This is a genomic window from Pseudomonas sp. MF6747 (assembly GCF_963890955.1).
In the GTDB taxonomy this organism is placed as follows: Bacteria; Pseudomonadota; Gammaproteobacteria; order Pseudomonadales; family Pseudomonadaceae; genus Aquipseudomonas.
Map to the genome: position 1 here is coordinate 41,137 of NZ_CAWPSZ010000004.1, position 25,312 is coordinate 66,448.

The window sequence follows — 25,312 nt, forward strand, 5'->3', positions numbered from 1 at the left end:
AAGGCGGTGGGTCAGCCCGCTCATGTGCAACTGACACACCGCCTTCGCGAGCAAGCGCGCTCCCACATTAGATATTTGTCAGCTTCAACGCCAACGCCTTGGCCTGAATCGCCACGTCGGTCACCGCCGTGCTTTCCCACCACATCCCGCGTAACGGCGGGCCCATGGCGAACAGGCGCCGGCTGACAGTGCCCTCGGCATCCACCACAGCGCCCGACACATCCGCCGCAATCCCCAACGCCAACGGCCCGGGCTGGATCAACCCACGCTTGAGCAACTGCTGGGGCAACGGCCGGGCCACACGGCGCCAGTCGTACTCAATGCCACTGGAATTGATCAACGCCGCCCCCGACACGTGCGTCACCTCCTGCTCGCCGCGACGACGCAAGCGGACTGTCACGCCGCCGTCCGAGGCCACCACGCCCTTGAACGACGCTGCGTGAACCCGCAACCGCCCTTCGTCCTGCAACCGTGCCACCAATTGCGCGCTCAACGGCGGCGAACGGTGATGATGACTTTCCCACCACGGCCGTACATGGCGCACGAACTGGCGCTTTTCGACGTCGCTGGCCTGGCTCCACAAACGGGCAACATGCGCACGCACGGTGTCCAGCGGCGCCTGCCAATCGATGCCTTGCTGCAGCGCGCTGAGGCATTGGCGGCGCACTTCGCGCAGCAGTTGCCTGGGGCTGCGCAGGCGATGGTCCTCGGCGAGAAAATCCACCCAGCCCGGCGGCTGCCGCCGTACATGCGGCAGCAGCCCGTGGCGCGAAAAAATCTCGATCGGGCCTCGATGGCCGGCCTGCTCCAGCGACACCACGGCATCCACCATGGTCAGCCCGGAGCCGATGATCAGTACCGTCGATTGCGGGTCGATCAGGGTCATCGCCTGCACATCCCACGGGTCCACGGCTGCCGCGTTCAAGCCGCTGGAGTCGGTCTGCGGCGTACGCGCTGCGGGAAACATGCCGGTGGCCAATACCGCGAAGGCGCCGCGCAGTTGCTGGCCGTTATCGAGTGTCAGCACTGTGGACCTTTCATCCACGTGCAGGTCGATGACCTCGCCACGCACATGCTCCACCGTCGAAGCCGACAACGCCTTGGCTTCGGCCAGCCGCTGCTGCGCGTACAGCCCGAAGATCCCGCGCGGCGGGAACAGCTCACTGATCGGCACGGCTTGCTGGTGCGCCTGCGGCCACCCACCGGCGCCGATGTAGTCGGTGAGCCATTGGGTCAGGTCGTCGGCGTTGTCCGGGTCGACGCTCATGCGCGCGGCGTTGCCGTTCAAGGTGTGGCCCAGTTCGACCGCGCTGTACGCCTCGCCACGGCCCAGCTCGGCGCGTGGTTCGATCACCAGGATGCGGCGCTGCCCCGGCAGGCGCAGCAATTGCACGGCCAACATCGTGCCGCTCAGGCCGCCGCCGATGATCAAGACATCAGCGTTGCGGATGGATTCAGTCATGCACATTCGCCCTTACTGTTTACCCAGATAAATATCATGCAAATCGCCGCGCGCCCGCAGTTCAGCGGCGCTGCCACCCAAGACCACCCGGCCAGTATCCAGCACGTAGCCCTGGGACGCATAGGTGAGCGCGACGTTGATGTTCTGCTCGGCGATCAAAAAGCTCACCTGCTGCTCACGGTTGAGCTGGGCGATGATCGCGAAGATTTCCTGCACGATCATCGGCGCCAGGCCCATCGACGGCTCATCGAGCAGCACCAGGGCGGGCCGCGTCATCAACGCGCGGCCGATGGCGACCATCTGCTGCTCGCCGCCGGAAGTCAGCCCGGCACGGGTGTGACGCTTGGTCTTGAGGCGTGGAAACCAGGCGTAGATGCGTTCCAGGTCATGCTCCATGGCCTTGCGGCTCAAGCGCCGCACAAAGCCGCCGCTGCGCAGATTGTCTTCGACCGTCAGTTGGCCGAACACGTGCCGGCCCTCCAACACATGGACCATGCCTTTACGCACGCGCTGGCTGGGGTCGATGCCGGCAAGGTCGCGGCCGGCGTATTCGATCACGCCCCGGCTGACCTCGGCCCGTTCGGCACGCACCAGCCCCGAGATCGCCTTGAGCGTGGTGCTTTTGCCCGCGCCATTGGCGCCGAGCAAGGCAACGATGGCGCCCTTGGGCACGCTCAAGGACACCCCGGCCACCGCCAGGATTGCGCCGTCATAGATCACTTCGATGTCATCGACCGTCAACAGCGCTTGGCTGGCGGACTCGGCGGCGGGTTGGCTCATGAGTTATTCATCCCCAGTGCAGGTGCGCGGCGTCAGGCCTTTTTCCTTGGCGAAAGCGGCGGATTTTTCGTCGATCAACGGGCGCAGCAACGCGCGGTCGGCGGCGATCCAGTCGCTGATCAGCGTCCAGCTGGCGCCGTCCCATTGCTGCACACGCGCCGAGCCACCGCCTTCATGGTCGCGGCACGACAGCTTGAGGTTTTGCATCAGGCCCAGGTAGCCCATGTCCTTCAAGCGCGCGTCGTCGATGTTCAAGTGTTCCAGGCCCCAACGGCCTTCTTCACCGTTGAGGGGGCGCTTGCCGAATTTGGCCTGGCCGGTGCGGATCGCTTCCACGGCCACGGCGGCGTTCACCAGGCCGGAGTTGTAGTAGACGCTGCCGAAGTTTTTCAAGTCCTTGAGGTCACTGTGGCCCTTGTCGAGGATGTATTTCTGGAGGCGTTTGTGGATCTCGAAATCGGCACCGGCCGGGTATGGCGTCAGCGCCAGATAGCCTTTGGCGGACGCGCCGGCAGGCAGCACGTCTTCGCTGGAGCTGGCCCAGATATCGCCGATGATATGGTCGACCGGGAAGCCAAAACGCGCGGCGGTTTTCACCGCTACGGGCGTCGAGACGCCCCAGGTGCGCAGGAACACCCAGTCCGGATTCGCCTGGCGTACCTGGCGCCACTGCGCCGACTGTTCATTGCCCGGGTCGGCCACCGGAATCTGGATATTTTCAAAGCCGTATTTCTCTGCCAGCAACTTCAGCGGGCCAAGGGTTTCGCGCCCATAGGCCGAGTCGTGATAGACCGTGGCGATTTTCTTGCCCTTGAGTTTGTCGAAACCGCCTTCACGCTGGGCGATGTAGTTCACCAGGGTTGAGGCCTCGCTGTAGAAGGTCAGCATCACCGGGAAGTTGTACGGGAATACCGTGCCGTCGGTGGCTTCGGTGCGGCCGTAACCGAGGGTGATCAGCGGGATCTTGTCCACCTCGGCACGCTCACTCAGCGCGTACGCGGCCGGGGCGCCATTGGGTTGATAGACCGCGACCGGCGCGCCATCCAGGCCATTCTTGAAGCGCTCGTAGCACTCGATGCCCTTCTCCGCCGTCCACTCGGTTTCGCATTCCTGCCACACCAGTTTCACGCCGTTGATACCGCCTTCGACCTCGTTGATATAACGCAGGTAGTCGATCATCCCGGCCCACACCTGCACGCCGCTGGAGGCGTACGCGCCCACACGGTAGGTGGCCAGGGGAATGAATTGCTGGTCGGGCGAAGCCGTCGCCTGGGGCACGGCGCCCGCCAACGCGGCCAGCGCCAGGGCGGCGCCGACCAGGGAACGTTTCAAGGTTGCACGCATGTTGGATTCTCTTGAAGGAATGTTAGAAGCGCAGCGGCCACTGCCGCAGACGGTCACGCAGGTTCTGCAACAGACGAATCAACCCCTCGGGCTCCTTGATCAGGAACACGATGATCAACACGCCAAAGATGATTTTCTGCAGGTTCTGCAATTGCCCCGCATCCACCGAGCCGCCGAACAAGGCTTGCCCGGCATGGCTGAGGAAAATCGGCAGCAGGCTGATAAACGCCGCGCCGACGAAGTTGCCGGCAATGCTGCCCATGCCGCCGATAATGATGATGAACAGGATCTGGAACGAGCGGTTGATATCAAAGCTGCTGGCGCTGGCCGTGCCCAGGTAAGCGAACGCCCACAGCGCACCGGCAATGCCCAGGTAGAACGAACTGACGGCGAACGCCAGGCGCTTGTAGCGCACCACCGGGATACCGACCACGGCGGCGGCGGTGTCCATGTCGCGGATCGCCATCCAGTTGCGGCCGACCTGGCTGCGCACCAGGTTGACGGCGGTCCAGGTCAGCAGCAACACCGTGACCAGCGTCAGCAGGTAACGACCCAGCGGCGTGTTCAGGTCATGGCCGAACAGCGCCAGTTTCGGCGCAGAAATGGTGCCGGAGGAGCCGTAGTTGTAGAACCAGGGAAATTTGACGAACAGCCACTCCAGGAAAAACTGCGCGGCCAAGGTGGTGACCATCAGGTAAAAACCCTTGATCCGCGAACTCGGCAGGCCGAACAACAGCCCCACCAACGCGCTGATCACCCCACCGCCGAGCAGCGCCACCGGCAACCCCAGCGCTGGCAGACGCAGCAAAAACCCGTAGGTGGCGAACGCGCCGACAGCCATGAAACCGACCGCGCCCACCGAGGTTTGGCCGGTGTAGCCGGTCAGCAGGTTCAAGCCCAGCCCGGCCAGCGACAGCACCAGAAACGGGACGAGAATCGCATTGAGCCAATAGTCATTGCCCCACAGCGGCACGACGATAAAGGCCAGCGCCAACAGGCCGATCAGGCCCCAGGGCACACGCCGCTGGATCAACACCAGCGGCGCGGTTTGTTGAACAACAGGAATCGACATGGGTTCAGACTCGCTCGATGGCGCGCTCGCCGAACAGGCCGGCGGGGCGGATATACAGGAAGGCCAGGGCCAGTACGTAGGCGAACCACGGCGTGATACCGCCGCCGATCAGTGGGCCGATATACACCTCGGCCAGGTTTTCCGCTGCGCCGACAATCAGCCCGCCGACAATCGCCCCGCCAATCGAGGTGAAGCCGCCGATGATCAATACCGGCAAGGCCTTGAGCACCACCAGCGACAACGAAAACTGCACACCCTGGCGCGCGCCCCACAACAGCCCCGCCACCAGCCCGACCACACCGGCCACGGCCCAGACGATCTGCCAGATACGGTTGAGGTTGATGCCGATGGACAGCGCCGCCGTGGTGTCATCCGCCACAGCGCGCAACGACACGCCGATGCGGGTCGTGTTGAACAGCAGCGCCAGTACCGTCACCAGCACCACGGCGGCCGCGGCGGCGATAAGGTCGAACTGACTGAGCATCAGCGGCCCGACAAACAGCGGCACGTCGTCGATGCCCAAATCCAGCGCGCGCACCTGCGAACCCATCAAACCCTGGGCCAGGCCTTCGATAATGAACGACAGGCCCAACGTGGCCATGAACAGGGTGATCTGCGAACGGTTCACCAACGGGCGCAACACCAGCCGCTCGATCAGCAAGGCGCCGACGATCATCACGATCACCGTCAGCAACACGGCCAGGGCAAACGGCACGCCCTGGTCATGCAGGCTGACAAAGGTCAGCGCGGCAAACAGGAGCATCGAGCCTTGGGCGAAGTTGAATACGCCGCTGGCCTTGTAGATCAGCACGAAGCCGATGGCGACCAGCGAGTACAGGGTGCCGGCGAGCAAGCCGCCGAGCAGGGTTTCGAAAAAGAACGTCATCAGTGTGCGACTCCCAGGTAGGCGCTGATCACCTCGGGGTTGGCCTGTACCTCGGCGGGCGTGCCGTCGCCGACCTTGCGCCCGTAGTCGAGCACCACCACATGGTCGGACAGGCCCATGACCACGCCCATGTCGTGCTCGATCAACACCATGGTGGTGCCCAGGTCGCGGTTCACGTCGGCGACGAAGCGCGCCATTTCCTGTTTTTCTTCGGCGTTCATCCCGGCCATGGGTTCGTCGAGCAGCAACAGGCTCGGGCCTGCGATTAACGCGCGGCCTAACTCCACGCGTTTTTGCAGGCCGTAGGACAGGTTGCCCACCAGCACGTCGCGGTGGGCTTGCAACTCAAGGAATTCAAGGATGCCCTGGGCACGCAGGCGAAAGGCCTCGGCCTCACGTCGGGCGCGCGGCAAGCCCAAGGCCTGTTCGATAAAGGTGCTGCGCATATGCCGCGACAGGCCGGTGAGGATGTTGTCGAGCACGCTCATCTTTTTGAACAGCGCGTTGTTCTGGAAGGTACGGCCAATGCCTCGACGCGCCGCGCCCAATGGGTCGATGCGGTGGAAGTGTTGTTGATCGAAGACGATCTCGCCGGCGTCAAAGCGGTACACACCGTTAAGCACATTGAGCAACGAACTCTTGCCGGCGCCATTTGGCCCGATCAGCGCGCAAATCTCGCCGCGCTGCACGTCAAACGACAAGGCATTGATCGCCTTGACGCCCTTGAATGACAACGAAATGTCGCGCACCTGGAGAATGGCCTGGCTCATGCGATGTCCCGTTTGAATTCGGCCAGCCATGTCGGCTCGGCCTTGGATTTGAGCGGTTGCCAGATGTAGGACAGACGCTGAAAGCCCAGCAGCCTGCGCACACGGTTTTTCAGCAACCGGCGCAGGCCACTTTGCGGGTGGGCGATGGCCCAGTCGCACAGGCGTCGGCGCCAGGTACCGTGGGGCGCCAGGCGGCTTTCGATGTCGTCGGCCAGGTGGCGCAAACGCTCAGGTGATAACAGCAGGCCGGTCGGCGCGACTTCACTGCGATCGCGGCGGGCCGAGGCGAGGTTTTCCGGAAACGCCAGGCCATGGCCGCTGTTGAGCCACTGCTCCAGCACCACGGCCAACCCGCCCTGCCAGTGAGTGCCCTCCTCGCTCCACAACGCGCTTTCGCCGGTGGGTTGCCACCAGCGCTGCAAGTGCTGCGCCGGGTCCAGCGGGCCGAGCAACTGGGCAAAATCCAGTCGGTTGGCAGACGCCCAGTGCCGCACTTGCCGGCGGTCCTGCACATACGAATGGGTCGGGCGAATACGCCACAGCTGTTGGTACAGGACTTCGGGCTCGAGGTCATCGGCCAGGGTCACCACCTGCCCGCCGACCGATTGCGCAGCCAACGCCAACAACAGCAGGTTCGGCTCGAACGCGCCGCTGAGCGCCAGCCGCGACTGCTCGCCAAAGCCTTGCTGGCGCAACCCATCGGCCAGGCGCTCGACGTCGCGCAAGGCGTCAATCCACCGCCAGGCATACCACTGGCCCTGGCGCTTGTGGCGCAGGGCTGTCTGCAACGGCGTGATTTGCGCCCAGTGGTGCAGGTGTTCCAAAGGCTCGCACAGGTTGCCGAGCAGTTCGGCGGGCCATTCCAGGGCCAGCGGACGTTTGAGTTCGTGCACGCTCATAGGGGTGATGCTCCTATTAAAGGGGTGTGCGTGCGGTGGTCCGCTGGCTAGGATTGATCAAACAATCGAGGTCACATGGGGGAGCAGCCTTGCTCGCGAAAAGCGCTGGCTCAGTCAACATTCATGTTGAATGTCAGTCCGCATTCGCGAGCAAGCCCGCTCCCACCTTGGTTTTGTATGAACCCGATAAGTCGCGGTAAGCGGCGCCCGGATGATTCGCCCCCAGCCGCGCGCCGTCGCCGAACAGCTTCTCGCGCAAGGTGCCCTGGGCGTATTCGGTCTTGTACACGCCGCGCTTTTGCAGCTCCGGCACCAACAGGTCCACAGCGTCGATAAAGGTTTCGTGGGTCAGCGCATAGGCCAGATTGAAACCGTCCACGTCAGTCTCCTCGACCCATTCCTGCAGCAGGTCGGCCACGGTTTCAGGGCCACCGACAAACAACGGGCCAAAGCCGCCGATGCCCACCCAGTCGGCCAGTTCGTTGGGCGTCCAGACTTTGTTCGGGTCCGCGGTGGAGAAGGCCTCCACCGCCGACTGGATAGCGTTGGTGTGCACGTGCTTGAGCGGTTCATCGGGTTTGAACTGGCTGAAGTCGATACCGGTCCAGCCAGAAATCAATGCCATTGCGCCTTCGTAGCTGACGTAGGATTTGTACTCGTCAAACTTGGCCTTGGCCTTGGCGTCGGTCTCGCCGACGATCACCGTCTGCAAGTTGAAAATCAGGATTTTCTTCGGGTCGCGCCCGGCTTCTGCGGCGCGGCGGCGGATATCGGCCACGGTCTTTTTCAGCAATACCTTGGACGGCGCCGCGACAAACACACACTCGGCCTGCTCGGCGGCGAACTGCTTGCCACGGCTGGACGCACCGGCCTGGTACAGCACCGGCGTGCGCTGCGGCGACGGCTCGCACAGATGAATACCGGGCACCTGGAAGTGTTTGCCGACGTGGCGGATTTCGTGGATTTTGCTCGGGTCGCTGAAAATCCGGCGCTCGCGATCACGCAGGACCGCGCCCTCTTCCCAGCTGCCTTCCCAGAGCTTGTAGCAAACCTCCAGGTATTCCTCGGCGTAGTCATAGCGCGCGTCGTGTTCGGTCTGGGCTTTCTGGCCGAGGTTCTTGGCGCCGCTTTCCAGGTACGAGGTGACGATGTTCCAGCCCACGCGGCCCTTGGTCAGGTGATCGAGGGTGGAAAGCCTTCGGGCAAACGGGTACGGGTGCTCGAACGACAACGAGGCGGTCAGGCCGAAACCCAGATGCTCGGTGACCAGTGCCATCGGCGCGATCAACGACAGCGGGTCATTGACGGGCACCTGCGCCGCCTGGCGAATCGCCGCATCACCGTTGCCGTTGTACACGTCGTAAATACCCAGCACGTCGGCGATAAACAGCCCGTCGAATTTGCCGCGCTCAAGGATTTTGGCCAGGTCGGTCCAGTATTCCAGGTCTTTGTACTGCCACGAACGGTCACGCGGGTGCGCCCACAGGCCGGGCGACTGGTGGCCGACGCAGTTCATGTCGAAGGCATTCAAGCGGATTTCACGGGACATCAAAGCGCTCCGTTGAGGTGATAGTTGCCGACAATCTGGTATTTCGTGCGCAACGGATCATCAAGGCTGGGCGGCAGCGCGGTGCGCTGGCCGGTGAGTTCGAACTCGGCATTGCTGGCAAAAATCAGCGCTTCGGCGGCGGCGATCTGCGCTTCGGTGAGGGCCACCGGGCTTGGGTCGGTGTCGGCGCGCTCAAGCAAGGCGGCGGCCACATCGACGCGGATCTGCCAATCGCCGAAGCGGCTGATCACGTAGGGGTCATCGCTTCGCTCAACCGTACGGCGGGTGCTTTCCAGCAATTGGCGCGCGTAATTCAGTGCGGTCATGGGTCAGGTTCCTCAGTTCCAGGCGTGGCGGGCGGGCTTCACGCCGTTGAGCACGAAGTTGCCGATCAGGTGATATTTCCAGCGGGCCGGGTCGTGCAGGGTGTGGGTGCGCGCATTGCGCCAGAAGCGGTCGAGGTTGTGCCTGGCGGTCACCGAGCGAGTGCCGGCGAGTTCGAAAAGTTTGCTGCTGGCGAGCAAGGCGGTTTCGGCCGACAGCACTTTGGCCTGGGCGACGACCAGCGAGGCGTGGGCCACGGTGTCTTCGTTCGGCTCGGCCAGGGCCAGGTCGACCGCTTTGCCGGCTTTGGCGAGAATGGCCTCGGTGCCGTGCACGCGCCATTGCAGGTCACCGATGGCGGCGATGGTGAAGGGGTCTTGCCAACCATGCTCTTGTTGGCTGTCAATCCAGGGGCGTGCCTGGCGGGCGTGGATTTTGGCGTGCTCAAGCGCGCCAAGCGCGATGCCGGTGTCGACGGCGGCCTGGATGATCTGCGAGATCGGGCCATTGGCGGTGGGTTGGTCAAAGGCCAGGTGAGCCGGGATCACTGCGGTGCGCGGCACGGTCACACCGTCGAGTGTCACCGCGCCGCTGGCGGTGGTGCGCTGGCCAAAGCCGTCCCAGCTGTCAATGACCGTGAGGCCCGGCGCATCGCGCTCAACGAACGCGATATAGGCCTGGCCGTTTTCATTGTTGCCGACGGTGGGCACGATATGCGCGAACAGCGCGCCGGTGCAGTAGAACTTCTCGCCGTTGATGTGTGCGGTGTCGTGCTCAAAACGAATCTGGGTATCAAACGTGCCGGCGTTTTTGCTTTTGGCTTCGGAGAAGGCATTGCCGAACCGATAACCCGCCAGGACCTTGCCGAAGTAGTGGCGCTTTTGTTCCTCTGTGGCGGTTTGCAGCAGGATGTCCACCACGCCCAAATGGTTCTGCGGGATTTGCCCCAGCGATGGGTCGGCGGCGGAGATCAACTTGATCACCTCGGCCACCGTCACATAAGACACCTCGGCGCCGCCATAGGCTTCAGGAATGGTGATGCCCCACAAACCGCTGGCAGAAAACTCGTCAAGTTCGGCCACAGGCAAGCGCCGCTCGCGGTCGCGTGCGCTGGCGTCGACGGCAAAGCGTGCGGCCAGGCGCGTGGCGACCTCGATGGCTTCGGCGTCCGAGCGGATGATATGGGCAGGTTGTTGAGGGTGGGCTGACATGGCCGACTCCAGGCTCCGGTGAGATGACCTGGGTGGTTGCAGGAGTCGTGCCTGAATGTAATCGCCAATAAAATCAGGGTGTTGCGGCTAAAATCTTGAAAGGCCTGCGTGTGCAGGCGAGCAAAGTGTCCATCCACTGTTGCCTGGCAGACAGTTAGATCACCACGTTGCGCACAAAGCGCACCGCCACCTCACCATCATTGCGATAGCCGTGGGCCTGGCGGCTGGCGAACATGAAGAACTCACCGGTGGCCACGTGTTTTTCTTCGTCATCGAGGATCAGGGTCAGGCGGCCTTCGAACACAAACAGCTGCACGCTCCAGCCTTCCGGGTCGGGTTCCGGGCTGTAACGGTCGCCCGGTTCCAGGCGCATCTCCCACAACTCCACCTCGCGCCGGGCAGTGGCCTTGGCCAGCAATACGGCTTTACTGCCGGGAATGTCGCCGGCCCACGCCAGCTCGTTGATGCGGCTGTGATCGCCGGCATCCGGCGCCTGGATCAAGTCGCTGAAGGCTACATCCAGAGCTTCGGCGACGCGGTCCAGGGTGGACAGGCTGACATTCTTCTCGCCCGCCTCGATGGCCACCAGCATGCGCCGGCTGACGCCGGACTTTTCCGATAGCGCGGTCTGGCTCATGTCGGCAGCATGCCGCAGACGACGGACGTTCTGGCTGACGTGTTGCAGGACCGACGCCCGATGTGGATTTTCTTTGTGCACTATATTGCTCAATAGGTAGGTGTGCGCAGTATACTGCCCAGCGTGCGGCGCATTGTGCGGTCCGTGCCTTTCCCTTGCAAGACCGAGCCGCCATGACTGCCCCGAACCCCTCCTCACGCTTCAACCGTTTCAGCAAAGCCGAATGCATTCTCGTGGTGATCACCATGATCTGGGGCGGCACCTTTTTGCTCGTGCAACATGCGATGACGGTCAGCGGGCCGATGTTTTTCGTGGGTCTGCGGTTTGCCGCAGCGGCCATCGTGGTGGGGTTCTTTTCGTTGCGCACCCTGCGCGGCCTGACCTTGTTCGAGTTGAAAGCCGGCGCCTTCATCGGCACTTCGATCATGTTCGGCTACGGCATGCAGACCATCGGGCTGCAGACTATTCCGAGCAGTCAGTCGGCGTTCATCACGGCGCTGTATGTGCCGTTCGTGCCGCTGCTGCAGTGGTTGGTGCTGGGTCGCCGCCCAGGGCTGATGCCGGCCATCGGCATCATGCTGGCGTTTACCGGTTTGATGTTGCTCACCGGCCCGGCAGGCGCGTCGCTGAACTTCAGCCCCGGCGAAATCGCCACGCTGATCTGTGCAGTGGCGGTGGCCGCCGAAATTATTCTGATCAGCGCGTTTGCCGGGCAGGTGGATGTACGCCGGGTGACCGTGGTGCAACTGGCCACGGCGTCGTTATTGTCGTTTCTGATGGTGGTACCGATGGGGGAACCCTTGCCAGGGTTTTCCTGGTTGCTGGTATTCAGTGCGGTGGGCCTTGGCTTGACCAGCGCGGTGATCCAGGTCGCGATGAACTGGGCGCAGCAGAGTGTCTCGCCGACACGCGCCACCTTGATCTACGCCGGTGAACCGGTGTGGGCCGGCGTGATCGGGCGGATGGCCGGTGAGCGCTTCCCGCCGATCGCGATGGTGGGGGCGGCGTTGATTGTGGCGGCAGTGATTGTAAGTGAGCTGAAGACTAAAGGGCAGAAGGCCATCGACCTGCAGGATGAAAGGGAACAGGAACAGCAGGGCTAAGGTCTGACCGCTTGCACTGGCTGTCAGATCGCCATCGCGTGCGAGCCCGGCTCCCACAGGGGCCGTGGTGAGGGCTGCAACGGAGCCAGCCGAAACAATGCTAAACGGGGGTTTTCAGCCTACCTTGTAGGATCCTGCCACATCTTGGCGTTTGGTGATCGAGAAAGCGGCACGTATGATGCATCCCAAACTCCCGCAGATTAGAAGCCTATGTCCCTGATAGTTCTACTGCTTCTGCCGTTTATTGGCAGCTGTCTGGCGGCCTTGCTGCCGCACAATGCACGTAACACCGAATCCCTGCTGGCTGGCCTCGTGGCCCTGGTCGGCACCATTCAAGTCGCCCTGCTCTACCCTCAGATCGCCCACGGTGGCGTGATCCGCGAAGAATTCATGTGGTTGCCCAGCCTTGGGTTGAACTTCGTGCTGCGCATGGATGGGTTCGCCTGGCTGTTCTCGATGCTGGTGCTGGGCATCGGCTCGCTGGTGTCGCTGTATGCGCGCTACTACATGTCGCCGGACGACCCGGTGCCGCGCTTCTTCGCGTTTTTCCTGGCCTTCATGGGCGCCATGCTCGGGCTGGTGATTTCCGGCAACCTGATCCAGATCGTGTTCTTCTGGGAACTGACCAGCCTGTTCTCGTTCCTGCTGATCGGCTATTGGCACCACCGCGCCGATGCCAGGCGCGGTGCCTATATGGCGCTGATGGTCACCGGCGCGGGCGGCCTGTGCCTGTTGGCCGGCGTGATGCTGCTGGGGCATATCGTCGGCAGCTATGACCTGGACCAGGTGCTGGCGGCGGGCGATCAGATTCGCGCGCACTCGCTGTACCCGGTCATGCTCGCCTTGGTGCTGATCGGCGCCCTGAGCAAAAGCGCACAGTTCCCCTTCCACTTCTGGCTGCCCCACGCGATGGCGGCGCCGACGCCGGTTTCGGCCTACCTGCACTCGGCGACGATGGTAAAGGCCGGCGTGTTCCTGCTGGCCCGCCTGTGGCCGTCGCTGTCCGGCAGCGAAGAATGGTTCTGGATCGTCGGCGGTGCCGGCGCCATCACCCTCCTCCTCGGCGCTTACTGCGCCATGTTTCAAAACGATCTCAAGGGCCTGCTGGCCTACTCCACCATCAGCCACCTCGGGCTGATCACCCTGCTGCTGGGCCTCAACAGCCCGCTGGCCGCCGTCGCTGCGGTGTTCCATATCCTCAACCACGCCACGTTCAAGGCCTCGCTGTTCATGGCCGCGGGCATCATTGACCACGAAAGCGGCACCCGCGATATTCGCAAGCTCAGCGGTCTGGTGCGCCTGATCCCGTTTACCGCGACCCTGGCGATGGTGGCCAGTGCGTCGATGGCCGGGGTGCCGTTGCTCAATGGCTTCCTGTCCAAAGAGATGTTCTTCGCTGAAACGGTATTTATCTCGGCGACCGCCTGGGTGGAAATCGCCCTGCCGATGATTGCAACCATCGCCGGCACCTTCAGCGTCGCCTATGCGCTGCGCTTTACCGTCGATGTGTTCTTCGGCCCGCCCGCAACCGACCTGCCGCACACGCCCCACGAACCGCCGCGCTGGATGCGCGCGCCGGTAGAACTGCTGGTGTTCACCTGTCTGCTGGTGGGCATCTTCCCGGCCCAGGTGGTCGGCTCGATCCTCGCCGCTGCCGCACTGCCGGTGGTCGGTGGCGTACTGCCCGAGTACAGCCTGGCGATCTGGCACGGCTGGAACGCGCCGATGATCATGAGCCTGGTGGCGATGTCCGGCGGCGTGGTGCTCTACCTGCTGCTGCGCAAACAGCTCAAGCGGGGCCGCTTCAAGTACCCGCCGGTCATCAGCTACTTCAACGGCAAGCGCATGTTCGAACGCAGCCTGGTGGTGATGATGCGCGGCGTGCGCCGGATCGAAAAACGCATCAGCACCAAACGCCTGCAGACCCAGCTTTTCCTGCTGGTGATGGCAGCGGTGATTGCAGGTTTGATCCCGATGCTCAACAGCGGCCTCAGCTGGGGCGACCGGCCGAAAATCCCGGGCTCCATTGTGTTTGTGACCCTGTGGCTACTGGCGATTGCCTGCGCCCTCGGCGCCGCCTGGCAAGCCAAATATCACCGGCTGGCGGCCCTGACCATGGTCAGCGTGTGCGGCTTGATGACCTGCATCACCTTCGTGTGGTTCTCGGCGCCGGACCTGGCGTTGACGCAATTGGTCGTCGAAGTGGTGACCACCGTGCTTATCCTGCTGGGCCTGCGCTGGCTGCCACGGCGGATTGAAGAAGTGTCGCCACTGCCCAGCTCGCTGCGCAAGGCGCGCATTCGCCGCCTGCGTGACTTCCTGCTGTCCACCGTGGTGGGCGGCGGCATGGCGCTGCTGTCTTATGCGATGCTGACCCGCCAGACCCCCAACGACATCTCCTCGTTCTACCTCAGCCGCGCCCTGCCCGAAGGCGGCGGCAGCAACGTCGTCAACGTGATGCTGGTCGACTTCCGTGGCTTCGACACCCTCGGCGAAATCACCGTGCTCGGCGCCGTGGCGCTGACGGTGTATGCCCTGCTGCGGCGCTTCCGCCCGTCCAAAGAAAGCATGCAACTGCCCGCGCAACAGCGCCAGTTGGCGCCGGACGTGGCCACCGACCTGGTCAACCCGCGCCAGGCCAGCGACACCGCGCTGGGCTTCATGATGGTACCTGCGGTGCTGGTGCGCCTGCTGCTGCCGATTGCGCTGGTGGTGTCGTTCTACCTGTTCATGCGCGGTCATAACCAGCCGGGCGGCGGCTTTGTCGCAGGCCTGGTGATGTCGGTAGCGTTCATCCTGCAATACATGGTTGCCGGTACGCAGTGGGTTGAGGCGCAGATGAGCCTGCGGCCAATGCGCTGGATGGGTTTCGGCCTGCTTTCGGCCACCCTGACCGGGCTCGGCGCACTGTTTGCCGGTTACCCGTTCCTCACTACCCATACCTGGCATTTCAGCGTGCCCGTGCTCGGCGATATCCATATCGCCAGCGCGCTGTTCTTCGACGTCGGCGTGTACGCCATGGTCGTCGGTTCCACGCTGCTGATGCTCACCGCCCTCGGCCACCAGTCCGTGCGGGCCCACAAACCGAGCAACCAGGCGAAAAAAGTGGTTGCCGCAACGCAAGGAGCCGCCTGATGGAAGAAGTCATCGCAATTGCCATTGGGGTCCTGGCGGCCTCCGGCGTCTGGCTGATCCTGCGGCCACGGACGTTCCAGGTGGTGATGGGCCTGTGCCTGCTGTCGTACGGGGTCAACCTGTTCATTTTCAGCATGGGCAGCCTGTTTATCGGCAAGGAGCCGATCATCAAGCACGGCGTGCCGCAAGACTTGCTCCACTACACCGATCCCCTGCCCCAGGCGCTGGTACTGACGGCCATCGTGATCAGCTTCGCCATGACCGCGCTCTTCCTGGTGGTGCTGTTGGCCTCCCGCGGGCTGACCGGCACTGACCATGTAGACGGTCGGGAGCCCAAGGAATGACGTGGATCAATCAACTGATCGTCGCGCCGATCCTGCTGCCGTTGCTGACCGCCGCGCTGATGCTGATGCTCGGCGAAAAACGCCGGCCGCTGAAGGCAAAAATCAACCTGTTCTCCAGCGTCGTCGGCCTGGGCATCGCCGTCCTGCTGCTGTACTGGACACAACAAGGCGGCCCCGGCTCGATCGGCGTGTACCTGCCGGGCAACTGGCAGGTACCGTTCGGCATCGTGCTGGTGGTGGACCAACTGTCGGCGATGATGCTGGTGCTCACCGGGATTATCGGCGTGAGTGCGCTGCTGTTCGCCATGGCCCGTTGGGACCGTGCCGGTACCAGCTTCCACGCGCTGTTCCAGATCCAGATGATGGGCCTGTACGGCGCCTTCCTGACAGCGGACCTGTTCAACCTGTTCGTGTTCTTCGAAGTGCTGCTGGCGGCGTCCTACGGTTTGATGCTGCACGGCTCAGGCCGTGCGCGGGTGTCGTCGGGGCTGCATTACATCGCGATCAACCTGCTGGCCTCGTCGCTGTTCCTGATTGGCGCGGCGATGATCTATGGCGTCACCGGCACGCTGAACTTTGCTGACCTGGCGCTGAAAATCCCCTTGGTGCCAGAGGCCGATCGCGGCCTGTTGCATGCCGGTGCGGCGATTCTGGCAACAGCATTCCTGGCCAAAGCCGGCATGTGGCCGCTGAACTTCTGGCTGGCGCCCGCCTACTCCTCGGCCAGCGCGCCGGTGGCCGCGATGTTTGCGATCATGACCAAGGTGGGCGTGTACACCGTGCTGCGCCTGTGGACGTTGCTGTTTTCGGGGCAAGCCGGTGCTTCGGCACTGTTCGGCGGCGACTGGCTGGTGTACGGCGGCATGGCAACGATCATTTGCGCCGCATTGGCGATGGTCGCGGCACAGCGGCTCGAACGCATGGCCAGCTTGAGCATTCTGGTGTCGGCCGGGATTCTGTTGTCGGCCGTGGGCTTTGCCCAGCCAAGCCTGACGGCCGGGGCGCTGTTCTATCTGGTCAGCTCGACGCTGGCGTTGAGCGCGCTGTTCCTGCTGGCCGAACTGATCGAGCGTTCGCGCTCGGCCAATGACCTGCCGCTGGACGAGGAAATCGATGCGCTGCCCAAGGCCATGGAATCGTTGCATCCACGGCCCGGCGTGAACCTCGACGATGAACAGAAAGCCGTGGTCGGCCAGGTGATTCCATGGACCATGGCCTTCCTCGGCTTGAGCTTTGTCGCCTGCGCATTGCTGATTATCGGCATGCCACCGCTGTCTGGCTTCATCGGCAAGCTCAGCCTGTTGAGCGCGCTGGTTAACCCGCTGGGGCTGGGGAATGCCGTGGATGAACCCATACGCCCCGCCGCCTGGGGCTTGGTGACCTTGCTGATCCTGTCGGGCCTGGCGTCGCTGATCGCCTTCGCCCGCCTGGGCATCCAGCGCTTCTGGACGCCGGAAGAACGCCCCTCGCCGCTGCTGCGCCGCTACGAGTGCCTGCCGATCTTCTTCCTGCTCGGCCTGAGCATTCTCCTGACGTTCAAGGCCGAGCCGTTGATGCGCTACACCCAGGCCACCGCCGAAAGCCTGAACAACCCGGAACACTACGTGATGGCCGTCTTGGCGACGCGCCCGGTGCCAAGCCCTGAAGCCAAGACCGCCGCCCTGGAGGTGCAGCCATGAGCCGTCTGTTCCCTGCCCCCTGGTTATCGCTGGCGTTGTGGCTGTTATGGCTGGTGCTGAACCTGTCCGTCAGCCCCGGCAACCTGCTGCTCGGCGCGTTGCTGGGCTTTCTTGCCCCGCTGCTGATGGCCCCGCTGCGCCCGTTGCCGATCCGCATCCGCCGCCCTGGGGTGATCCTGCGCCTGTTCCTGGTGGTGGGCCGCGACGTGATCATCTCTAATCTGCAAGTGGCCTGGGGTGTGCTGATCTGCGGCTCGCGTGCGCCGCGTTCGCGCTTTATCAAAATCCCGCTGGACCTGCGCGACGCCAACGGCCTGGCCGTGCTGTCGATGATCACCAGCGTCACACCCGGCACGGTCTGGTCGGAACTGGCGCTGGACCGCAGCATTCTGCTGTTGCACGTGTTCGACCTTGAGGATGAAGCGCCCTTTATCGAGCACTTCAAAACCACCTACGAGCGGCCCCTGATGGAGATCTTCGAATGAGCGCCCTGCTCTCCAACGCGATCCTGATCAGCCTGTTCCTGTTCTCGCTGGCCATGGTGCTGACACTGGCACGCCTGTTCAAAGGCCCGTCGGCACAGGACCGGGTTCTGGCACTGGACTATCTGTACATCCTGGCGATGCTGATGATGCTGGTGCTCGGCATCCGCTACGCCAGTGACACCTACTTTGAAGCGGCGCTGCTGATTGCGCTGTTTGGCTTTGTCGGGTCGTTTGCCCTGGCGAAATTCCTGCTGCGTGGTGAGGTGATTGAATGATGCCGTTATGGGTTGAAGCCTGCGTGGCGGTATTGCTGGTGCTGAGCAGCGTATTCGCACTGATCGGCGCAATCGGTCTGCTGCGCATGAAGGACTTTTTCCAGCGCATGCACCCGCCGGCGCTGGCCTCTACGTTGGGTGCGTGGTGTGTGGCGTTGGCGTCGATCATCTACTTTTCGGTGCTCAAGTCCGCGCCGGTGCTGCACGGCTGGTTGATTCCGATTCTGCTGTCGATCACGGTGCCGGTGACCACGCTGCTGCTGGCTCGCACTGCACTGTTCCGCAAGCGCATGGCCGGGGACGATGTGCCCGCCGAGGTCAGCAGCCGCCGCTGATTTCTCAGGCGGACACAGTAAAACATGTGGGAGCGGGCTTGCCCGCTCCCACATTGATTTTGCGCTAGGCGAAGGATCGGATTCTGGCCGCCAGCTCTGCCAACTCAGCATCATCCGCCCGCACATGATCGTGGGACGAGATATAGCCCTCATACGCCTCGAAGAACTTATCCACCTTCGAGCTCAACGGCTTGAAGGCACTGTCCGAGCCCGTCCCATGCATGGGAAACAACTTCGCATGCAGGTGATCCACCCCATACCCCTCCAGCATCATTCCCGTGCGCGCTACATCGGGAAACGCCCGGTCAATCTGCAGTGCGGTTTTCTTGGCAGCCACCGCAAGCCCGGCCAACACCTCATCCGACTGCGCAAACGCATAACTGCCGTAATGCTGCTTGGGGATCACCACGCTGAAACCCGGCGTGTTAGGGAAGATCGACAGGAACGCCATGTGGTGTTCGTCTTCCCACAGAAGGTGGGCCGGGGACGTTTTGCGGACAATGCTGCAGAAAATACACTCCATTTAAATCACCGCCAGTTTCATCATGGGTTTGGTCGTGGTGGACATCTAAAGCCATGATTGGGCAAGCGTCAAAACAAAAGAGAATTTTCCGAAAGCTCTTACGAAATTGAGATCAGAAAACGCCACGGTGATGGGCCGCCCTGATCGATGAGCTGATCATCACCCGTATCCCGGTGCTTTTGGGACAAGGGATTCCCTTGTTCAGCCAGATTGGTAGTGAGCGTGAACTGCGCCATGTCGGCACGTATGCGTCGCAGAATGGGTTTGGCAAGGTGCTCTGGGACGGTAAAGGGGCCAATCAACAGCCCCAATCACACGTCAAACCAAGGTCACCGCGTTGGCGTAGATGTCAGTCGGTGGACTCCCGCCTTGCCTACCCCACACTTCCTCTCGCCCATTGATCACTGCAAGCGAATGGCCCACCATTTGACCGTTAACCGCAACGCCATGAGTCACAAGGCCCAGTTGCCCACGCGCCAAGTTTTCAACAGTGGTTTTTTGGATGTGGGCACTCAGGCCCAGGCGCACGAACCCATTGTAATTGTGACCAAAGGGCTCACCGTCATTGATGCTGTATAACGCGCTCTCGAAACCTCGCGCGGCATAACCGTCGTTATTCTCCACTTGCGCCCGTTTAGCACTCACGGCATACAGAAAATTAGCATCTGCCACCATCGCCGGATTATCGCCACTGAACTCAGATCTATAGGTTGCCTGCGCCAGCTCATCTTTGGACAGGTGGTACCAGCGGTCATCCCGCATCTGTATGTTCCAGCCATCACCCGCTGCTATTACCTGCTTGTAAATATCGGTCGGCTTCTGGCCAAACTTCATCATTGCGACCTTTATGGCTGCCACCGTCGTGCAATTGCTTTTATTTGGCCCCTGCTTGAAACCACTCCAGATATTGCCGGGTTCATTACCCACGCCAGGTCTTCTGCCAGGATTACTCCTGTCGGTGTAGAGGTCATCAAGACTCATCCTCTGAGTGGGAGTGTTATGACTTACCTGCCGCGGATGACGAAGCCCAGGTCCGTTATGTGCACGGGGGTGGCCAGTGTCATGCGACCGGCTGGAGAGAGACTCTCGCCCCGCATCCGGGAACAGGTGCTGTATAGACTGAAAAACTGCCGCTTGGGAGGCTATGTAAACGTCCAAGGTTTGAATCAGCTTGTGGAGATCGTTCTTGAACGTACCGCTGTCCACCTTTTCCAGAAGCGCCTTCAAACTGAAAGATAACCGTTGAGCCATTTGTGCCTTGGAACCTGTCGCATCAAATAACTCATTGAGCTGCTGTTTGACCGCAACCACTTCGGCCGCAGGCGCAACGGAAACCGCCCTGGGTCGCACCCCATTTGGCGCATACCCGGCGCCCACACCTCCCGTCCCTGCCGCCCCTGAATTCCACATCTGCAACGCTCCCGATTAAGTGAAAAGCCCGCAGGGCTCTCACCCGCTCAGTGGTAAGTCGGATGCGGACAGTTCCATACCCTGTGTAGGCTCGCTGCCCTGTCCATCGCAGAACTTTCAACGACAATTCGAGGAAGCGCTGGCGTGCCCTTCGATAGCATTGCCTGGGTAACGCTGATGCACCGAGGCGTCTGCATCGCAGGCAAGCCAGCTCCCACAGAAAAGCAAAACCCAGGCGGCATTGCAGCCAACCAAATTGTGGAAACTTAACTCGGTCGAATTGCGGGAGCGGGCTTGCTCGCTCCCACACTGGATCGAGTGAGCCGTTAAAACGATGTGCAAAAAAAACGCCCCGAACCAGTCGGGGCGTTTTCATTCAGCGTTTACCAATCAAGCCTGATCAGCCAACCGCCACGTCGTCCCGCCCTTCCCGTCTTCCAACACCACACCCATCGCGGTCAGTTGGTCACGGATACGGTCGGATTCCGCCCAGTCTTTGTTAGCCCGCGCAGCCAGACGCGCCTGAATCAGCGCATCCACTTGCGCCGCATCCACACGCCCTTCAGCGCCGGCTTGCAGGAAGTCATCGGCTTCCATCTGCAGCACACCCAGCACGCTGGCCAGCTCTTTCAAGCGTGCAGCCAGCCCGGCCGCTGCTTCCAGATCGGTCTCGCGCAAGCGGTTGATCTCACGCACCATCTCGAACAGCACCGCGCAGGCTTCCGGCGTGCCGAAGTCGTCGTTCATCACTTCGGTAAACCGTGCCACGAACGCTTCACCGCCGGCAGGCGCCACGGCTGGCAGGCCTTTCAACGCGTGGTAGAAACGCTCCAGGGCGCCTTTGGCGTCCTTGAGGTTGTCTTCCGAGTAGTTGATGGCGCTGCGGTAGTGGCTGGACACCAGCAGGTAACGCACCACTTCCGGGTGGTACTTTTCCAGCACGTCGCGGATGGTGAAGAAGTTGTTCAAGGACTTGGACATCTTCTCGCCATTGATGCGGATCATGCCGCAGTGCATCCAGGCGTTGGCGTACGTCTTGCCGGTGGCGGCTTCGCTTTGGGCGATTTCGTTTTCGTGGTGCGGGAACTCGAGGTCGCTACCGCCGCCATGAATGTCGAAAGTCTCGCCCAGGCAGCAGGTGGACATCACCGAGCACTCGATGTGCCAGCCCGGACGCCCGGCGCCCCATGGCGACTCCCAGCTCGGCTCGCCGGGCTTGGTGCCTTTCCACAGCACGAAGTCGAGCGGGTCTTGCTTGGCTTCGTCGACTTCGATGCGTGCGCCGATGCGCAGGTCTTCGATTTTCTTGCGCGACAGCTTGCCGTAGCCCATGAACTTGGCCACGCGGTAGTACACGTCGCCATTGCCGGGAGCGTAGGCATAACCCTTGTCGATCAGGGTCTGGATCATCGCGTGCATGCCCGGGATGTGGTCCGTGGCGCGCGGTTCCATGTCCGGCTTGAGGATGTTGAGGCGCGCCTCGTCCTCGTGCATGGCAGCAATCATGCGTTCGGTCAGCGCGTCAAACGACTCGCCGTTTTCGTTGGCACGGTTGATGATCTTGTCGTCGATGTCGGTGATATTGCGCACATAGGTCAAGTCATAGCCGCTGAAACGCAACCAGCGGGTCACCAGGTCGAAGGCAACCATGCTGCGGCCGTGGCCGATGTGGCAGTAGTCGTACACGGTCATGCCGCACACGTACATGCGCACCTTGTTGCCATCCAGCGGCTTGAAGACTTCTTTGGTCTTGCTCAGTGTGTTGTAGATCGTTAGCACGATGCGTCCTTTTCTCTGTATGCAAAGCCGCTCACGGCTGCATCACTGGCCCCACGAATCACGCAGGGTCACGGTACGGTTGAATACCGGCTGACCAGGTTTCGAGTCCTTGATATCTGCGCAGAAGTAACCTTCGCGCTCGAACTGGAAACGGTCTTCCGGCTGTGCGTCGCCAAGCGATGGCTCGGCACGACAACCGGTGAGCACTTGCAGGGAATCAGGGTTGATGTTGTCCAGGAAGCTCGCGCTGTCTTCAGCCTTTTCAGGGTTCGGCGAACGGAACAGACGATCGTACAAACGCACTTCGCATTCGATGCTGGCAGCCGCCGGCACCCAGTGGACCACGCCTTTGACCTTACGGCCTTCCGGGTTCTTGCCCAGGGTTTCGGGGTCGTAGGAGCAACGCAGTTCGACGATGTTGCCATCGGCGTCCTTGATCGCTTCATCGGCGCGGATCACGTAGCTGCCGCGCAGACGCACTTCGCCATTCGGCTCCAGGCGCTTGTAGCCTTTTGGCGGCTCTTCCATGAAGTCATCGCGGTCGATGTAGATTTCGCGGGCGAACGGCAGCTTGCGCACGCCGAGTTCTTCTTTTTGCGGATGACGCGGCAGTTCGAGGTTGTCGACCTTGCCTTCCGGGTAGTTGGTAATCACCACTTTCAACGGACGCAGCACGCACATGGCGCGCGGTGCGTTGGCGTCGAGGTCCTGACGGATGCTGAACTCGAGCATGCCGTAGTCGACCACGCCGTCGGAGCGGTTGGTGCCAACCATCTCGCAGAAATTACGGATCGACGCCGGGGTATAACCGCGACGACGAAAGCCCGACAGCGTCGACATGCGCGGGTCGTCCCAGCCATGCACATGCTTTTCATCGACCAGCTGCTTGAGCTTGCGCTTGCTGGTGATGGTGTAGTTCAGGTTAAGGCGGCTGAATTCGTACTGACGCGGGTGCGCTGGCACCGGCAGGCTGTCGAGGAACCACTCGTACAGCGGGCGGTGGCTTTCGAACTCCAGGGTGCAGATCGAGTGGGTGATGCCTTCGATGGCGTCCGACTGACCGTGGGTGAAGTCGTAGTTCGGGTAGATGCACCACTTGTCACCGGTCTGATGGTGATGGGCGTGGCGGATGCGGTACATAATCGGGTCGCGCAGGTTCATGTTCGGCGAGGCCATGTCGATCTTGGCGCGCAGCACGCGGGCGCCGTCCGGGAACTCACCGGCGCGCATGCGGTTGAACCAGTCCAGGTTCTCTTCGACCGAACGGTCGCGGAACGGGCTGTTCTTGCCCGGCTCGGTCAGGCTGCCGCGGTATTCCTTGGCTTGCTCCGGGGTCAGGTCGTCGACGTAAGCCTTGCCGGCCTTGATCAGCTCGACGGCCCAGTCGAACAACTGGTCGAAATACTTGGAGGCATAGCGCACTTCACCGGACCACTCGAAGCCCAGCCACTTGATGTCGCTTTCGATGGCGTCGATGTATTCCTGGTCTTCCTTGGCCGGGTTGGTGTCGTCGAAACGCAGGTGCGTGACGCCACCGAACTCCTGGGCCAGGCCGAAGTTCACACAGATCGACTTGGCGTGGCCGATGTGCAGGTAACCGTTGGGCTCAGGCGGGAAACGGGTGACGATCTGCGTGTGCTTGCCCGAATCCAGGTCCGCCTGGATGATCGGGCGCAGGAAATTGACCGGGACGGCAGGTCCGGCCTTGGAATTCGAGGTAGGGTCGACAGTGGGCTTGCTCATAGGATCCTTGAACAGACGAAGTGCTTGGCCAGAAGTGGGGCCGATAAAACAAAGGGCTTATGATAGCCGAAGCTGTCAAGCCGCTGACAGAGCGTGGTCGAAAACTGCTGCATTTAATGCATCGGCGGTAAAAAACCACCTCGAAATTCCTGCAGGTCACGCTAAACTGCGCGCCTTGGCCTCTGTTTAGCCAATCAGGTGAGGCGCTCAGGCGTCCAAACCCACGAATTCCCTGAAAAGAGTAGTGAACATGACTCAAGTCAAACTGACCACCAACCACGGTGACATCGTCATCGAGCTGAACGCCGAGAAAGCGCCGATCACCGTCGCCAACTTCATCGAATACGTTAAAGCCGGCCACTACGAAAACACCGTTTTCCACCGTGTCATCGGTAACTTCATGGTCCAGGGCGGCGGTTTCGAGCCTGGCATGAAAGAAAAGAAAGACAAGCGCCCAAGCATCCAGAACGAAGCGGACAACGGCCTTTCCAACGACAAGTACACCGTCGCCATGGCCCGTACCATGGAGCCGCATTCGGCCTCCGCGCAGTTCTTCATCAACGTCGCCGACAACGCCTTCCTGAACCACAGCGGCAAGAACGTGCAGGGTTGGGGCTACGCGGTATTCGGTAAAGTGACCGAAGGCCAGGACGTCGTCGACAAGATCAAAGCCGTGCAGACCACCGGTAAAGCCGGTCACCAGGACGTTCCGGTAGAAGACGTTATCGTCGAGAAAGCCGAGATCGTTGGGTGATACTGCTGATTTCAGATTTGCATCTGGAAGAGGAGCGCCCGGACATCACCCGGGCGTTTCTGGCTTTGCTCCACGGCCGCGCCCGAGGCGCCCAGGCGTTGTACATTCTGGGCGACTTCTTTGAAGCCTGGATTGGCGACGATGGGATGACACCTTTCCAGCGCTCGATTTGCGCAGCATTGCGTGAGCTGAGCGACAGCGGCACCCCGATTTTCATCATGCACGGCAACCGCGATTTCCTGATCGGCAAGGCGTTCTGCAAAGCCGCAGGTGCCACCTTGCTCAAGGACCCGAGTGTCGTGCAGCTCTACGGTGAGCCTGTGCTGTTGATGCACGGCGACAGCCTGTGCACCCGCGACGTTGGCTACATGAAGCTGCGGCGCATCCTGCGTAACCCGATTGTGCTGTTTATCCTGCGGCACCTGCCATTGCGCATCCGCCACAAGCTGGCGCGCAAGCTGCGCAGTGAAAGCCGCGCGCAGACACGCATGAAAGCCAACGACATTGTCGATGTGACGCCCGAGGAAGTGCCGCGGGTGATGCAGCAGTTTGGCGTGCGCACCCTGGTCCACGGCCATACGCACCGCCCGGCAATCCATAAGTTGCAGATTGGTGATCAGGCGGCCAAGCGCATTGTGCTGGGGGATTGGGACAAGCAGGGCTGGGCGTTGCAGGTGGACGAGCAAGGGTTTGCGCTGGCGGCATTTGACTTCGTTAATCCGCAGCTGGCGCTGCCTGGCGCCTGATTCTCAGACACCACCGACCCAATGTGAACAGAGATCCAAATGTGGGAGCGGGCTTGCTCGCGAAGGC

Annotated in this window: 24 protein-coding genes; 9 read left to right on the top strand and 15 right to left on the bottom strand. The window is 62.0% G+C overall.

From position 1 onward, the window contains the following. Positions 1-67 precede the first annotated feature (67 nt). The 11 genes from AACW30_RS05290 to AACW30_RS05340 all read right to left on the bottom strand — a co-directional run bounded on the left by AACW30_RS05290 (position 68) and on the right by AACW30_RS05340 (position 11,015). On the bottom strand, positions 68-1,462 hold the full coding sequence (locus AACW30_RS05290) for an FAD/NAD(P)-binding protein (protein WP_200624409.1): 1,395 nt from the start codon (positions 1,460-1,462) through the stop codon (positions 68-70). A 12-nt stretch (positions 1,463-1,474) separates the two neighbouring features. Further along, positions 1,475-2,242: an ABC transporter ATP-binding protein gene (locus AACW30_RS05295; RefSeq protein ID WP_200624410.1), complete on the bottom strand. Its 768-nt coding sequence runs from the start codon at positions 2,240-2,242 to the stop codon at positions 1,475-1,477. A gap of 3 nt (positions 2,243-2,245) precedes the next feature. Further along, positions 2,246-3,586 (bottom strand): ABC transporter substrate-binding protein, encoded by a 1,341-nt coding sequence (locus AACW30_RS05300; RefSeq protein WP_106578778.1) that lies wholly within the window; start codon positions 3,584-3,586, stop codon positions 2,246-2,248. 22 nt (positions 3,587-3,608) lie between these two features. Further along, positions 3,609-4,658, bottom strand: a complete 1,050-nt coding sequence (locus AACW30_RS05305; RefSeq protein ID WP_200624411.1) for a branched-chain amino acid ABC transporter permease — start codon at positions 4,656-4,658, stop codon at positions 3,609-3,611. A gap of 4 nt (positions 4,659-4,662) precedes the next feature. Continuing rightward, on the bottom strand, positions 4,663-5,544 hold the full coding sequence (locus AACW30_RS05310; protein WP_106578780.1) for a branched-chain amino acid ABC transporter permease: 882 nt from the start codon (positions 5,542-5,544) through the stop codon (positions 4,663-4,665). Beyond that, positions 5,544-6,314 carry an ABC transporter ATP-binding protein gene (locus AACW30_RS05315; RefSeq protein ID WP_200624412.1) on the bottom strand — a complete coding sequence of 257 codons (771 nt, stop codon included), beginning with the start codon at positions 6,312-6,314 and terminating at the stop codon, positions 5,544-5,546. Before AACW30_RS05315 ends, AACW30_RS05310 begins: the two co-directional genes overlap by 1 nt. Further along, positions 6,311-7,213 (bottom strand): AMP-binding protein, encoded by a 903-nt coding sequence (locus AACW30_RS05320; protein WP_124417909.1) that lies wholly within the window; start codon positions 7,211-7,213, stop codon positions 6,311-6,313. Before AACW30_RS05320 ends, AACW30_RS05315 begins: the two co-directional genes overlap by 4 nt. A 133-nt stretch (positions 7,214-7,346) precedes the next feature. After that, positions 7,347-8,762, bottom strand: a complete 1,416-nt coding sequence (locus AACW30_RS05325) for an LLM class flavin-dependent oxidoreductase (protein WP_119739852.1) — start codon at positions 8,760-8,762, stop codon at positions 7,347-7,349. Then, a complete protein-coding gene (locus AACW30_RS05330; protein WP_200624413.1) occupies positions 8,762-9,088 on the bottom strand; it encodes an acyl-CoA dehydrogenase in 327 nt (108 codons plus the stop codon). The genes AACW30_RS05325 and AACW30_RS05330 overlap by 1 nt, the downstream gene beginning before the upstream one ends. A 12-nt stretch (positions 9,089-9,100) precedes the next feature. Then, positions 9,101-10,297, bottom strand: a complete 1,197-nt coding sequence (locus AACW30_RS05335; protein ID WP_179677142.1) for an SfnB family sulfur acquisition oxidoreductase — start codon at positions 10,295-10,297, stop codon at positions 9,101-9,103. A 154-nt stretch (positions 10,298-10,451) separates the two neighbouring features. Next, on the bottom strand, positions 10,452-11,015 hold the full coding sequence (locus AACW30_RS05340) for a helix-turn-helix domain-containing protein (protein ID WP_106578787.1): 564 nt from the start codon (positions 11,013-11,015) through the stop codon (positions 10,452-10,454). Positions 11,016-11,107: 92 nt separating this feature from the next. On the opposite strand from AACW30_RS05340, the gene AACW30_RS05345 reads away from it, so the two are divergent. The 7 genes from AACW30_RS05345 to AACW30_RS05375 all read left to right on the top strand — a co-directional run bounded on the left by AACW30_RS05345 (position 11,108) and on the right by AACW30_RS05375 (position 18,290). Then, positions 11,108-12,037 carry a DMT family transporter gene (locus tag AACW30_RS05345; protein WP_119739848.1) on the top strand — a complete coding sequence of 310 codons (930 nt, stop codon included), beginning with the start codon at positions 11,108-11,110 and terminating at the stop codon, positions 12,035-12,037. A 210-nt stretch (positions 12,038-12,247) separates the two neighbouring features. Next, positions 12,248-15,172 (top strand): monovalent cation/H+ antiporter subunit A, encoded by a 2,925-nt coding sequence (locus AACW30_RS05350; protein ID WP_106578789.1) that lies wholly within the window; start codon positions 12,248-12,250, stop codon positions 15,170-15,172. Continuing rightward, positions 15,172-15,516, top strand: coding sequence for a Na+/H+ antiporter subunit C (locus tag AACW30_RS05355; RefSeq protein WP_200624414.1), 345 nt, complete (start codon positions 15,172-15,174; stop codon positions 15,514-15,516). The genes AACW30_RS05350 and AACW30_RS05355 overlap by 1 nt, the downstream gene beginning before the upstream one ends. Continuing rightward, entirely contained in the window at positions 15,513-17,195 is a 1,683-nt protein-coding gene (locus AACW30_RS05360; RefSeq protein WP_106578790.1) for a monovalent cation/H+ antiporter subunit D, read from the top strand. Before AACW30_RS05355 ends, AACW30_RS05360 begins: the two co-directional genes overlap by 4 nt. Continuing rightward, positions 17,192-17,680 carry a Na+/H+ antiporter subunit E gene (locus AACW30_RS05365; protein ID WP_106578791.1) on the top strand — a complete coding sequence of 163 codons (489 nt, stop codon included), beginning with the start codon at positions 17,192-17,194 and terminating at the stop codon, positions 17,678-17,680. Before AACW30_RS05360 ends, AACW30_RS05365 begins: the two co-directional genes overlap by 4 nt. Then, positions 17,677-17,955, top strand: coding sequence for a K+/H+ antiporter subunit F (locus AACW30_RS05370; protein WP_106578792.1), 279 nt, complete (start codon positions 17,677-17,679; stop codon positions 17,953-17,955). Before AACW30_RS05365 ends, AACW30_RS05370 begins: the two co-directional genes overlap by 4 nt. Continuing rightward, entirely contained in the window at positions 17,952-18,290 is a 339-nt protein-coding gene (locus tag AACW30_RS05375; protein ID WP_106578793.1) for a Na+/H+ antiporter subunit G, read from the top strand. The genes AACW30_RS05370 and AACW30_RS05375 overlap by 4 nt, the downstream gene beginning before the upstream one ends. A gap of 64 nt (positions 18,291-18,354) precedes the next feature. Here the strand turns inward: AACW30_RS05375 and AACW30_RS05380 are convergent, their stop codons facing one another. The 4 genes from AACW30_RS05380 to AACW30_RS05400 all read right to left on the bottom strand — a co-directional run bounded on the left by AACW30_RS05380 (position 18,355) and on the right by AACW30_RS05400 (position 23,745). After that, entirely contained in the window at positions 18,355-18,813 is a 459-nt protein-coding gene (locus AACW30_RS05380) for an HIT family protein (protein ID WP_200624415.1), read from the bottom strand. Positions 18,814-19,131: 318 nt separating this feature from the next. Continuing rightward, complete coding sequence (locus tag AACW30_RS05390; RefSeq protein WP_234452605.1) at positions 19,132-20,190, bottom strand: hypothetical protein; 1,059 nt, start codon at positions 20,188-20,190, stop codon at positions 19,132-19,134. A 423-nt stretch (positions 20,191-20,613) separates the two neighbouring features. Then, positions 20,614-22,002, bottom strand: a complete 1,389-nt coding sequence (gene cysS / locus AACW30_RS05395; protein ID WP_124417914.1) for a cysteine--tRNA ligase — start codon at positions 22,000-22,002, stop codon at positions 20,614-20,616. A gap of 42 nt (positions 22,003-22,044) precedes the next feature. After that, complete coding sequence (locus tag AACW30_RS05400) at positions 22,045-23,745, bottom strand: glutamine--tRNA ligase/YqeY domain fusion protein (protein WP_200624416.1); 1,701 nt, start codon at positions 23,743-23,745, stop codon at positions 22,045-22,047. A 250-nt stretch (positions 23,746-23,995) separates the two neighbouring features. Here AACW30_RS05400 and AACW30_RS05405 point away from each other — a divergent pair, with 250 nt between their 5' ends. Both AACW30_RS05405 and lpxH read left to right on the top strand, forming a co-directional pair. Further along, a complete protein-coding gene (locus AACW30_RS05405) occupies positions 23,996-24,499 on the top strand; it encodes a peptidylprolyl isomerase (protein ID WP_106578797.1) in 504 nt (167 codons plus the stop codon). Then, positions 24,496-25,245 (top strand): UDP-2,3-diacylglucosamine diphosphatase, encoded by a 750-nt coding sequence (gene lpxH / locus AACW30_RS05410; protein ID WP_200624417.1) that lies wholly within the window; start codon positions 24,496-24,498, stop codon positions 25,243-25,245. Before AACW30_RS05405 ends, lpxH begins: the two co-directional genes overlap by 4 nt. Positions 25,246-25,312 lie beyond the last annotated feature (67 nt).

Coding starts and splice junctions, on each gene's coding strand:
- AACW30_RS05290 (WP_200624409.1), bottom strand. CDS start 1,462: ATGACTGAATCCATCCGCAACGCTGATGTCTTGATCATCGGCGGCGGC.
- AACW30_RS05295 (WP_200624410.1), bottom strand. CDS start 2,242: ATGAGCCAACCCGCCGCCGAGTCCGCCAGCCAAGCGCTGTTGACGGTC.
- AACW30_RS05300 (WP_106578778.1), bottom strand. CDS start 3,586: ATGCGTGCAACCTTGAAACGTTCCCTGGTCGGCGCCGCCCTGGCGCTG.
- AACW30_RS05305 (WP_200624411.1), bottom strand. CDS start 4,658: ATGTCGATTCCTGTTGTTCAACAAACCGCGCCGCTGGTGTTGATCCAG.
- AACW30_RS05310 (WP_106578780.1), bottom strand. CDS start 5,544: ATGACGTTCTTTTTCGAAACCCTGCTCGGCGGCTTGCTCGCCGGCACC.
- AACW30_RS05315 (WP_200624412.1), bottom strand. CDS start 6,314: ATGAGCCAGGCCATTCTCCAGGTGCGCGACATTTCGTTGTCATTCAAG.
- AACW30_RS05320 (WP_124417909.1), bottom strand. CDS start 7,213: ATGAGCGTGCACGAACTCAAACGTCCGCTGGCCCTGGAATGGCCCGCC.
- AACW30_RS05325 (WP_119739852.1), bottom strand. CDS start 8,762: ATGTCCCGTGAAATCCGCTTGAATGCCTTCGACATGAACTGCGTCGGC.
- AACW30_RS05330 (WP_200624413.1), bottom strand. CDS start 9,088: ATGACCGCACTGAATTACGCGCGCCAATTGCTGGAAAGCACCCGCCGT.
- AACW30_RS05335 (WP_179677142.1), bottom strand. CDS start 10,297: ATGTCAGCCCACCCTCAACAACCTGCCCATATCATCCGCTCGGACGCC.
- AACW30_RS05345 (WP_119739848.1), top strand. CDS start 11,108: ATGACTGCCCCGAACCCCTCCTCACGCTTCAACCGTTTCAGCAAAGCC.
- AACW30_RS05350 (WP_106578789.1), top strand. CDS start 12,248: ATGTCCCTGATAGTTCTACTGCTTCTGCCGTTTATTGGCAGCTGTCTG.
- AACW30_RS05355 (WP_200624414.1), top strand. CDS start 15,172: ATGGAAGAAGTCATCGCAATTGCCATTGGGGTCCTGGCGGCCTCCGGC.
- AACW30_RS05360 (WP_106578790.1), top strand. CDS start 15,513: ATGACGTGGATCAATCAACTGATCGTCGCGCCGATCCTGCTGCCGTTG.
- AACW30_RS05365 (WP_106578791.1), top strand. CDS start 17,192: ATGAGCCGTCTGTTCCCTGCCCCCTGGTTATCGCTGGCGTTGTGGCTG.
- AACW30_RS05370 (WP_106578792.1), top strand. CDS start 17,677: ATGAGCGCCCTGCTCTCCAACGCGATCCTGATCAGCCTGTTCCTGTTC.
- AACW30_RS05375 (WP_106578793.1), top strand. CDS start 17,952: ATGATGCCGTTATGGGTTGAAGCCTGCGTGGCGGTATTGCTGGTGCTG.
- AACW30_RS05380 (WP_200624415.1), bottom strand. CDS start 18,813: ATGGAGTGTATTTTCTGCAGCATTGTCCGCAAAACGTCCCCGGCCCAC.
- AACW30_RS05400 (WP_200624416.1), bottom strand. CDS start 23,745: ATGAGCAAGCCCACTGTCGACCCTACCTCGAATTCCAAGGCCGGACCT.
- AACW30_RS05405 (WP_106578797.1), top strand. CDS start 23,996: ATGACTCAAGTCAAACTGACCACCAACCACGGTGACATCGTCATCGAG.